At 39.2% G+C, this 10,672-nt stretch carries 12 protein-coding genes; 10 read left to right on the plus strand and 2 right to left on the minus strand.

All coding sequences use genetic code 11. The features are described from left to right. Positions 1-471: 471 nt before the first annotated feature. From V7659_RS07550 to V7659_RS07580, 7 genes are all read left to right on the plus strand, one after another. Entirely contained in the window at positions 472-1,641 is a 1,170-nt protein-coding gene (locus V7659_RS07550) for an ABC transporter substrate-binding protein (protein ID WP_335539149.1), read from the plus strand. Positions 1,642-1,652: 11 nt separating this feature from the next. Beyond that, complete coding sequence (locus tag V7659_RS07555; RefSeq protein ID WP_335539151.1) at positions 1,653-2,519, plus strand: branched-chain amino acid ABC transporter permease; 867 nt, start codon at positions 1,653-1,655, stop codon at positions 2,517-2,519. A gap of 13 nt (positions 2,520-2,532) precedes the next feature. Beyond that, a complete protein-coding gene (locus V7659_RS07560; RefSeq protein ID WP_335539154.1) occupies positions 2,533-3,558 on the plus strand; it encodes a branched-chain amino acid ABC transporter permease in 1,026 nt (341 codons plus the stop codon). Continuing rightward, the gene (locus V7659_RS07565; RefSeq protein WP_335539156.1) at positions 3,548-4,342 is read left to right on the plus strand and encodes an ABC transporter ATP-binding protein; all 795 of its coding nucleotides are present in this window, start codon (positions 3,548-3,550) and stop codon (positions 4,340-4,342) included. Before V7659_RS07560 ends, V7659_RS07565 begins: the two co-directional genes overlap by 11 nt. Continuing rightward, entirely contained in the window at positions 4,335-5,033 is a 699-nt protein-coding gene (locus V7659_RS07570; RefSeq protein WP_335539158.1) for an ABC transporter ATP-binding protein, read from the plus strand. Before V7659_RS07565 ends, V7659_RS07570 begins: the two co-directional genes overlap by 8 nt. 103 nt (positions 5,034-5,136) lie before the next feature. After that, entirely contained in the window at positions 5,137-5,589 is a 453-nt protein-coding gene (locus V7659_RS07575; RefSeq protein ID WP_144548217.1) for a RidA family protein, read from the plus strand. A 59-nt stretch (positions 5,590-5,648) separates the two neighbouring features. Beyond that, positions 5,649-6,323, plus strand: a complete 675-nt coding sequence (locus V7659_RS07580) for a DUF1028 domain-containing protein (RefSeq protein WP_335539161.1) — start codon at positions 5,649-5,651, stop codon at positions 6,321-6,323. Positions 6,324-6,464: 141 nt separating this feature from the next. Here V7659_RS07580 and V7659_RS07585 read toward each other — a convergent pair whose 3' ends face one another. After that, on the minus strand, positions 6,465-7,142 hold the full coding sequence (locus tag V7659_RS07585) for a YdeI/OmpD-associated family protein (protein ID WP_335539163.1): 678 nt from the start codon (positions 7,140-7,142) through the stop codon (positions 6,465-6,467). A 21-nt stretch (positions 7,143-7,163) separates the two neighbouring features. Then, entirely contained in the window at positions 7,164-8,138 is a 975-nt protein-coding gene (locus V7659_RS07590; RefSeq protein ID WP_335539165.1) for a 2-hydroxyacid dehydrogenase, read from the minus strand. 229 nt (positions 8,139-8,367) lie between these two features. On the opposite strand from V7659_RS07590, the gene V7659_RS07595 reads away from it, so the two are divergent. The 3 genes from V7659_RS07595 to V7659_RS07605 all read left to right on the plus strand — a co-directional run. Further along, on the plus strand, positions 8,368-8,679 hold the full coding sequence (locus tag V7659_RS07595; protein ID WP_335539167.1) for a MerR family transcriptional regulator: 312 nt from the start codon (positions 8,368-8,370) through the stop codon (positions 8,677-8,679). Positions 8,680-8,871: 192 nt separating this feature from the next. After that, on the plus strand, positions 8,872-10,062 hold the full coding sequence (locus V7659_RS07600; RefSeq protein WP_335539168.1) for a MalY/PatB family protein: 1,191 nt from the start codon (positions 8,872-8,874) through the stop codon (positions 10,060-10,062). Between the two features lie 321 nt (positions 10,063-10,383). Continuing rightward, positions 10,384-10,672 (plus strand): PTS sugar transporter subunit IIB (locus tag V7659_RS07605; RefSeq protein WP_335539169.1); only part of this gene is annotated, 289 nt, incomplete at its 3' end.

The raw sequence follows: 10,672 nt of genomic DNA on the forward strand, positions 1-10,672 counted from the left end.
GGATTATTAATCTAGACCATATTCTTTCAGAATATTAATTTTTAATTAGTTCTAATTTTCAGTGAATAATAGTACAAGCCAACCTTGGAAATATGATATAGTTTGTTAAAAATAAAAAGATTACTAAAGTAAGAATTTTTAGAAAATTAAATTGACATTAACACTGTGAATTTGTTATTTTTAATTAAAGAATAATTAAAGAAAAAATCCGTAAATAAAAAGTAAGGATTATGTTCATTCATTATTGGGGGGAGGAGCTCGTGTGGCATAAATGACAGGCAGAAAGAACCTTACTTATTATTGATCATGTTCTAATCCTTTCACTATTACTCCTAGAAATTACTACCCATAACAGTCTACACTTCACCGTTAATCAACCAATAATCTCACCCTAAGAATCTATTTCTACTATAAGGATAAGTGAAATTCTAAAATTTAATAAAAATGCAAGAAGAAAGAGGAGGAATGAAGTTGGTATTCTCTAAAAGCTTAATTGCAAAAAAGTTGTTTCTGTTTTTGGTGCTAGCAGTATTGTTGGTTGGGTGTTCAGCAACGAATTCTTCATCGGGAAATAGTAATTCTTCTTCTAAAGGCGGCAACACGATAAAAGTAGGATTACAAGCACCAATGACAGGTGATAACGCCCAGTATGGACAAGATATGAAGAATGGTGTGGAACTTGCTTTTAAAAAGATTAATAGTGATGGAGGCATCAACGGGAAAAAGCTTGACTTGATCGTCGGTGACGATAAAGCTACCCCGACAGAGGCTGTTGCCGTTGTTAATAAAATGATCATGAATGATGGAGTTAAGGCGATTATTGGAGGATATAATTCATCGCCTACATTAGCGGCACAGGATGTTTCAGGACCTGCAAAAGTCCTGCATTTAAACATGGGGGCAAGCCCAGACCTTTCTAAAACGGGTAACAAATACCTATTCCGCGTTATCTTAACAGGTTCCGTCTACGTTCCTGCTGTTATGAAATATATGGCGGAGGAGAAAAAGGTAAAGAAAATCGCAGCGCTCTTTGAAAATACGGATTACGGCATTACCATGTATGATGCCGCCAAAGCGTCAACGAAGGAATTGGGCGTAGAATTCATTGCAGCGGAAAAATATAATCCAGGTGATAAAAACTTTTCGTCTCAATTATCAAAGATTAAAACACTTAAAGCAGATGCAGTAATGGTTGTTGGTCTATACAATGAAGTGGCCTTAATTGAACAGCAAGCCAAGCAGGCAGGTTTAAATATTCAATTCTTCTCTCCAGATGATTCCATGTATTCTGAGCAGCTCATCACATTAGGGGGAGATGCGGTTGAGAATCATATCTTTGCTTCCATGATTGATTTAAATGCCGATACAGAAGAAATGAAAGAATTTAAAAAGTTAGCAGAGGAAAATGATATTCCAGCGCAAGCAAATACAGCTATAGCATATGATGCGGCTATGGCACTGGCAAAGGCATTGACTGAAGGTGATGAGGATTCTGAAAAATCACGTGACGCGTTAGCAAACATCGAATATCAAGGTATTACTGGGCCGATTAAGTTTGATAAAAACGGTGACCGTTCTAATACCCCAATGATTATGCAAGTGCAAAAAGGCGATTTCAAGATAATTAAAGAATCAGAATAGGGTGATTACTTGTGTTTATCGATCAACTTATAAATGGAATTGTCCTCGGCAGTATCTATGCATTGATGGCCATAGGTTACACCATGGTGTGGAATGTACTTCGCTTTATTAACTTTGCACATGGTGAGGTATATATGGGAGGGGCCTTCGTGTCCCTTTATCTCCTATTATTAGATACGCCGATTTGGCTCGCATATATTGGCGGTGTATGTGCAGGTGCGTTACTCGGATATTTAATGGAAAAAATGGTTTATATGAGAATGCGGAATGCGCCGAAATTAAATTTACTGATTGCGGCGATTGGGATATCGATTGTCCTGCAGAATTTAGCTCAATATATTTGGGGGGCAACACCCGAGCGGCTAACATCCCCTTTTCTCTCAAATAACATTGCAATTGGAGATATGCTGATTAACCAGCATTATATCTTTATCATTATCTTGACCATTCTTGTCATGATTGTTTTGGAGTTATTTATTAATCGTACTTTGATGGGAAAAGCTGTTCAAGCCGCTTCCCAGAATATAAAAGCAACGCAGTTAATGGGGATTAATGCCAATAAGATTATTTCAATCACGTTTGCTATAGGATCTGCCGTTGGTGCGCTTGCAGGTATTTTAGTAGGACCCGTTTTCCTAGTTTATCCAACCATGGGGGTATTTGCAGGATTAAAAGGATTTACTGCATCCGTAATGGGGGGAATGGGAAATATTCCAGGAGCCATGATTGCAGGGTTATTACTTGGGGTAATTGAGAGCTTTGCGGCAGGATTTATCTCATCTGGTTATCGTGATGCAGTCGCAATGGTGATCTTGCTATTTATATTATTAGTTCGTCCGCAAGGAATATTTGGGAAAATTGTCCAACAAAAAGTGTAAAGGGGGGAGAAATATGGAACAAATCAGAAAGCCGACATTCCGAAAAATCGTGCTTTTATTCGGGGGGATTGCATTATTTCTCCTTCCACTAGGAATCGTAAATCCGTACTTTATGTATGTGATCAATTTGATATTAATCTATGCCATTCTAGCTTTAGGCCTTGATTTAATTGTTGGTTATACCGGTCAGGTTTCGGTTGGTCATGGAGCATTCTTTGGAATTGGGGCCTATGTAGCAGCAATCCTGGCTAAAAATCTAGGTTTTTCATTTTGGTTAACCCTTCCTTTTTCGATTATTATTACGGCGATCATCGGGTTCATCATTGGATTTATTGGCTTAAAATTAATCGAAGAATACCTGGTAATGGCGACACTCGCCTTTGGCACGATAATCTGGCTTGTTTTTCTAAATTGGACGGACTTAACTGGAGGGCCAATGGGGATCGCGGGTATTTCAGCTCCCCCAACGATTACATTGGGAACCATTCAATTTCCATTTCTACAATACCATGACTATTACCCATTACTCTTACTCTTTGTCTATCTAGGTATTTTAATCACGAGATTAATCATAAAGTCAGGCTTCGGCCGAGCTTGTACTGCGATCCGTGATGATGAACTGGCAGCCCAGGCGATGGGGATTCCAGTTTTTAAAACAAAAGTAACTATGTTTACTATCTCTTCTGCTTTCTGTGGTGCGGCAGGTGCTCTATATGCCCATTTTCTTCATGTGGTCAGTCCGGAAACCTTTGCTTTTGGTATGTCTGTAACCATTTTAACGATGGTCATGATCGGCGGACAAGGATCAATTGCTGGTGCGGTTATAGGAGCGGCGATTCTTACTGTTTCTTCTGAGGCACTAAGGGAAACACCAGAATTAAGAATGTTAATTTATGGCTTCCTTATTGTCATTATGATTATGTTTTTTCCTAAGGGAATCATGGGATTGTTCCAAATATCTAAGAAGCGTCTCCTAAAGAGGAATATTCAAATGGAAAAAAAAGTCGTCGAGAAAGAGGGGTTGAGTTATGAACAATAAGCTTGTTGATGATTCAGCCATATTAACCGTCAATAACCTTTCGAAATCCTTTGGGGGCGTTAAGGCGGTTAATAATTTATCCTTTTCGGTACAGCAAAATAACATCCATGCGATTATTGGTCCTAATGGAGCCGGGAAAAGTACATTATTTAACTTGATTACTGGTGTCATTTCTCCTGATGAAGGAGAAATTCAGTTATCAAACAAAAATATTACATCTTTAAGACCTGATAAAATTGCGGAGCAAGGGGTTTCACGAACCTTTCAAAATATTAGATTATTTCCGGATATGACCGTGTTTGAAACCGTATTAATCGGGACCTATCTTCTGACAGGCGGAAAGCTGCTGCCTGCCGTATTCCGTACCAGGCACTTCCGAAATAAGGAACGGGAAGCAAAAGAACGAATTGAAGAAATTTTAAAATTCGTTGGGTTATGGGACATGCGCCATGAGTATGCAGCCCGGTTATCCTATGGAAATCAAAGACGGGTGGAAATTGCCCGGGCTTTGGCAACAAACCCAGATTTATTATTACTCGATGAGCCGACTGCAGGGATGAATCAGAAAGAGACAAAAGAACTAATGCAGCTCTTTTCACAAGTGAATGATCAGGGCATTACCATTTTAATTATTGCTCACGACATGCATCTTGTGAATACACTGTCCAACCAAATCACCGTGATAAATTTTGGAGAAAAGTTGGTTGAAGGTCCTCCTGAAATAATCCAAAGTCATCCAGCAGTATTGGAAGCCTATATGGGGAGGGCTGAAGCAAATGCTTAAGGTTGAAAATGTAAGTACTTATTACGGTCAAATCTGTGCTTTGGACAATGTGAGTTTGATAGTAGAAGAAAAGGAAGCCGTTTCGGTAATTGGTGCCAATGGTGCAGGAAAAAGCACACTCTTGAAAACCATTATCGGCGAACTCCGTCCAAAGAGTGGGAATATCCTGCTTGCTGGTAAATCTATCATAAAAGAAAAAACATTTAAGCTTGTCAGTCGTGGCATGACACTTGTGCCAGAAGGACGTCATGTCTTCCCTTTATTGTCTGTGTGGGATAATTTGCTGTTGGGCGGTTATACACTTCCGTCTAAAGAGCGCCAACAACGAGCGGAAGAGGTCACAGAACCGTTTCCCATCCTTCGTGACCGAAGGGATCAATTGGCAGGTCTGCTTTCAGGAGGAGAGCAGCAAATGCTTGCCATTGCCCGTGCAATGATGACAAAACCGAATCTCTTATTACTTGATGAGCCTTCAATGGGCTTATCTCCTAAGCTAGTTTTTGAAGTATATGACAAAATAACGGAATTACATCGGCAGGGTACTACGATTTTATTAGTTGATCAGAATGCAGAAATGGCTATAGATTTTTGCAGCCGCGGTTATGTGTTAATGGCGGGGCGTTTAGCAGGTCAGGGCACGAAAGAGCAACTAAAGGAAAGTGAACTGGTCCAGCGTTCCTATCTGGGATAACAAAGTTGAATTGGTATATTTCATAAAATTTACGAATAAACTTTAGGGATTAATTAAGGAAATATTCCTTAAATATAAACATCTATTCTAAGGAGGAATACAAATGTCAATTCATGGTGAAGCCAAAAAAGTAGAGATTCAGAGATTTCGAAAGTTTAAAACAGAACAGTTCTATCCAAAAAATTTAGGAAAACCGGAACATCATATTGTCAACGAGTTTAGCATGGCTGTGAGAGCAGGAAATCGTATTTTTTTAAGAGGTCAAACAGGCTTTGATTTGGATGGAAACTTTCACGGGATTGGAGATGTGGAAGCTCAGGCAGAAATGGCATGTACCTGCGTGAAGCAGCTGATTGAAGAGGCAGGCGGCACCATTCAGGATATTTGTAAAATTACTGTCTATTTGATGAATCGTGAAGATCGCAGTAAGGTGTATCCAGTTATTGGCAAGCATTTTAAGGATGTGTATCCATGTAGTACCGGATTATTAGTTAGTGGCTTTGCGATGCCAGAGATGCTCATGGAGATTGACGTTGAAGCTGTCATTAGCGAGTAATGTATTTTAGTGGAGTACTTCAATATTGATAAAGTTAGTTTAAGCGAGGGGGGATTTTTTTGACATTTTCGGTAGCGGGCCGCTGTGCGTCAACTGGTGCCTTCGGCGTCATTGTTACGTCTAGCAGTCCATCGGTTGGTGCCAGATGCCCATGGGCAAAAACGGGAGTAGGGGCGGTATTAACACAAAATGTAACCGATCCAAGATTAGCAGCGATAGGGTTTTCTGTACTGGAGAATGGATTTGATGCCCAGTCAGCCATCCGCTCAATGAAGGAGGCTTCACCTTACCCGGAGTATCGACAGATAGCAGTGGTGGATGCAAAAGGGAATTCGGCTGCCTTCACTGGAAGCAGGGCACTTGGGGTACATGGAGAATTTTGTGATAAAAATGTTGCCAGTATCGGAAATCTACTAAGTGATTCTTCCATCCCGGAAGCAATGGGACGTGAATTTATACGGACAGAGGGATTGGCATTAGCTGATAGATTAATAATAGCGATTGAAAAAGGCTTCCAAATGGGTGGAGAGCTGGATCAGGAACGCTCGATTGGACTTCTTGTATTCACAGATGAACCATTCCCATTTGTTGATTTACGAGTAGATTATAGTGAAAATCCTCTAGAAGATTTAAAGAAACTATGGGAAATATACGAGCCACAAGCAAACGACTATAAGGTAAGAGCCGTTTTCCCTGAATTGGCTCCTTCATATGGGGTTAAAGGTGACGAGTAAATAGGGCTTACTGGCTGATGAGTTGGGTTTACTGGCGGATAACCGGCATTTACTGGCGGATAAGCACCATTTACTGTCTAGAGGACTGTTTACTTCATTGAACACAATCAAAAACCCCCTTCTAGGTAGAAGGGGGCACATTTATTTCTGTTTCCTTCGATATAAATCCATTGTTTTATAGCCTTCGCGCAGCACTGTCTCCATCTCAAGCAACCGTTTTGCTTGGGTTTCTTTCCGTTTTGCACTGTATACATAACGGGCCCAATCCTTTTGATAGCCAAATGTCAATTGATTAAAGGATGCCAGTAACTCTTCATTTCGGTTTAAATACTGTTTAATATCCTCAACATGTATAATATAGTCGTCCACACATTGACTAGATTTGCTGCTGGCGGCTTTTTTCGCTTTCTTTGGTGTTGATTTCAATCCAACCACGGTAAACACATCATTTAAACTAACCATTCTAGAAAACTTAATGTCACTTCCAAGTGTATAGCCCTCTTCATCCATCGCAACTGCCTCAAATAAACTGTCTCGTTCAATGTATTCTTGATATTTTGGATTATTCTTTTTTGGATAGGCAAAGAATATATATCCATTTTTTTCGAGTAATTGATTGTCAATCACTGACTGAAGCTGCTGTGAAAATTCCTCCAAACTAAAAACGAAAAGGAATATTAGATCATATTTTTCTTTATTAGGTGATGAATCATAATCTAGCCCATTCAATTCATCTAAATCTTCCGGTTTGTTTAGAACCAATTTTCGATCATACTTATTTAAATTTAGTTTTTCGACAATAGTTTTTGGTGAGTTCAAGGGTCTATCTCCTTTGTGAAATTAATCCAATACCTCAGGATTAACAAGATTTTTCGGTCGTTTCCCCGTTAGCCCTGCTTCTAAATTCTCGACTGCAAGTTTGGCCATTTTAAGTTCTGTTTCGTGGGTGGATGATCCAACATGCGGGGTCGTCACCACATTGGGAAACTGGAGCAAAGGGTGATCCGCTCTGACTGGTTCGATTTGGAATACATCTAATGCTGCTCCATGGATTTCGTTGGTTCGTAACGCTTCGATTAATGCCTTTTCATCCACTGTTTTTCCGCGCGAACCATTTACAAAAATGGCTGACTTTTTCATCATTTTAAACTCTCGTTCTCCCATGATATTTTCAGTTTCGGGTGTGAGCGGGGTCATTAAGCAAACAAAATCGGATTCCATAAGTAAGGTATCAAATGAAGAGTAAACAGCGTTGTATTTTTCTTCAGCTTCAAGGTTACGGGTGCGGTTGTAGTAAAGGACATCCATATCAAAGCCAAAATGCCCGCGTTTTGCAATTAATGAGCCGATTTTCCCCATCCCAATAATACCTAATGTTTTATGATGAACATCAATGGCATATTCTTTCCTAGTTAGATGTTGCTTCCACTTTCCAGTCTTCACGAATTGGTCTAATTCTGGGATTCGTCTTGCTGCTGCGAGGAGGATACCGAAAATCGCATCAGCCGTAGTGTCCTCAAGTACGCCTGGTGTGTTTGTGCCCATAATACCGCGCTTGTTCATCTCATCAATGGATAGGTTATTAAAACCTGTCGAGTTATTGGAAACAATTTTTAAATTTGGAGCCATGTCTAGCAATTCTTTATCGACTGGGAGCGCGAGGCCGACAATTCCTTCAGCCGTCTTAAGAGCATGCAAAAAAGCTGGGTCTGTTTTGGGATTGATCCGTTCAAAAATTTCCACGTCGAAACGATCTCTTAAACGATCTAGCGTTTCAGAAAATTCAAAGTTATAGGCAAGTATTTTTCTTTTCATAAGGGAATGAGTCCTTCTCCTTCTGTATATAAGAATATATTTCTAAGGTGACATAGATTTTTTAAGAGTCAACTTTTAATTAAGCTAATATTTTCATAATTAAAAGCGAAAATTTTGAAGGAGAGAAATTTATTGTTTCAGTTTATAACATCATGTGTTAGAATATGTAACATTAGAATTGTTAAACAATTCACATTTTTAAAAATAAACAAACTGGGCAGGTGGTATTTTGGGAAACGAAACCCCATCCTATCGTGAACAAAAGGTTATAACCATTGGAATTGTGACAGAATTGACGGGACTAACAAGCAGACAAATCCATTATTATGAAACACGAAAGCTAATTTTTCCAGACAGGACCCCAAATGGGACACGGAAATACTCATTTGCGGATATTGAAAGACTATTAGAAATTGCTGAGAAAATTGAAGAGGGAGTCCAAACGATGGAAATTAGCAGAGATTTCTCCAAAAAGGAAAAGCGTAAAATGATCATTGGTCAAATCAATTCCCATTTTAATCGCAACGGGCCCATAAAATAACATGTGTAACTTGCAGTAATGAGCAGTGCTATCTGAGGCCTGCTCTTTTTAATATCATCGCAGACATACTGAAAAAAAATTTATCCTCCAAATTTTTATTCACCTCGTTTAATCGCTATAATTTAGAGGAATCAATGAAAATTTTTACAAATGAAACATTTGATGAAATGAAAAAAAGAAGGGTGGATATAAATGAAATATAACTTTGATGAAATTGTAAACCGACGAGGAACCTATTCAATTAAATGGGATGGAGGGGACTTAATTAAACAAATCGGTCTGACTGATCGCTATGATGAAGAGACGATCCCCTTGTTTACGGCCGATATGGATTTACCCGTCCCTCAGCCCTTAATTGATGCCTTACATAAAACGGTCGACCACCGAATTTTCGGCTATACTATCTTTCCAAAAGAGTATTATGAAGCCATTCAACATTGGTTTAAAACGAGACATGATTGGGAGATTCCGCAGGAGGAAATCAGTTTTAGTCCTGGAACGGTCCATGCCTTAAATGTGGCTGTCAAAGCCTTAACCAACCCAGGAGACGGCATCATTATCCAAAGGCCCGTGTATCCACCGTTTACTTCTGCAATTGAAGCCAATGGTCGCAAAGTTGTGAATAACGCTCTTAAAGCAAATAGTGAAGGGTACTTTCAAATTGATTTTGCCGATTTTGAAGCGAAAGCCAAAGAAGAAACGACAAAAATGTTCATCTTATGCAACCCGCATAATCCAACTGGAAGAGTGTTTACTCAGGATGAATTAAGGAAATTAGCCGATATCTGTGCGGAACATGATGTCCTCATCGTTGCCGATGAAATACATGGGGATTTAGTTCGCCGAAATCAGACCTTTATTCCAATTGCCAAGGCTACCGAACATCGTGATCGTATTGTTACTTTTACAGCTATCAATAAAACGTTCAATGTCGCTGGGCTTCATTGTACAAATGTAATTATCTCCAATCCAGAACTTAGAAACACTTTTAATAAGGTTATGGGCATGCACTTACCATCCCCTTTTACGGTTTCAGCCTTGATTGCTGTTTACAATGAAGGAGAAGATTGGTTAGAACAGTTGAAGGACTACATTGATGGAACAATGGAATGGGCTGTTACGTTTTTGGCGGAGAAAATGCCGAAGGTTAAGGTAAGGATTCCAGAAGGTACCTATATTATGTGGATGGATTTTAGCGAGTATGGTCTCACACCTGAAGATATCCATGATCGCATTTATAATAAAGCGAATGTACTGCTTGAGGATGGGAAGATGTTTGGTGAGGAAGGATTACAATGGCAAAGAATTTGTATCCCGTCACCAAGACCACTCATACAGGAAGCGTTTGAAAGAATTGCAAGAGAGTTTGAAGAACTTAGTTGATGGAGTAAGAAAGGAATTAGTATAGATCTATTGAATGGTCCCCAAGTGAAAAGCAGAAGGTAACACGCTCCATAACAGGAAGCCTGGAATATTCCGGGCTTCTTTTTATCTTTCTGCTAATTTAAGAATCCGTAAGTTTTTATCACATTGGAAATAGAAACTTTTTGTCCTAATTTATTTGGTGATTAAATATATATTAGGGCGGGACAAAATTCTTGACATGGAGGACAGGTTATCAGTAAATCCATTGTTAATCGAAATGGAAAAAATTTTAACCCACTTTGTAAGCGGTTACAAAAAATTAGAGAAAGGAGGATTGTTATGAATATCTTATTATGCTGTGCTGCAGGCATGTCGACCAGCTTATTGGTAACAAAAATGGAAGCAGCAGCAAAAGCAGAAGGGATTTCTGCGAAAATATGGGCAGTAAGTGCGAACGAAGTGAATAACCATCTTGATCAAGCTGATGTGTTATTAGTAGGTCCACAGGTTCGATATCTGCTCCCTAAATTAAAAAAAGCAGGTTTAGAAAAAGGGATACCCGTTGATTTAATTAATACCGTTCATTATGGGATGTGTAATGGGGCTGAAGTATTAAAATTTGCTAAAA

This window comes from Neobacillus drentensis, from assembly GCF_036966985.1.
Lineage (GTDB): Bacteria > Bacillota > Bacilli > Bacillales > Cytobacillaceae > Neobacillus > Neobacillus drentensis_E.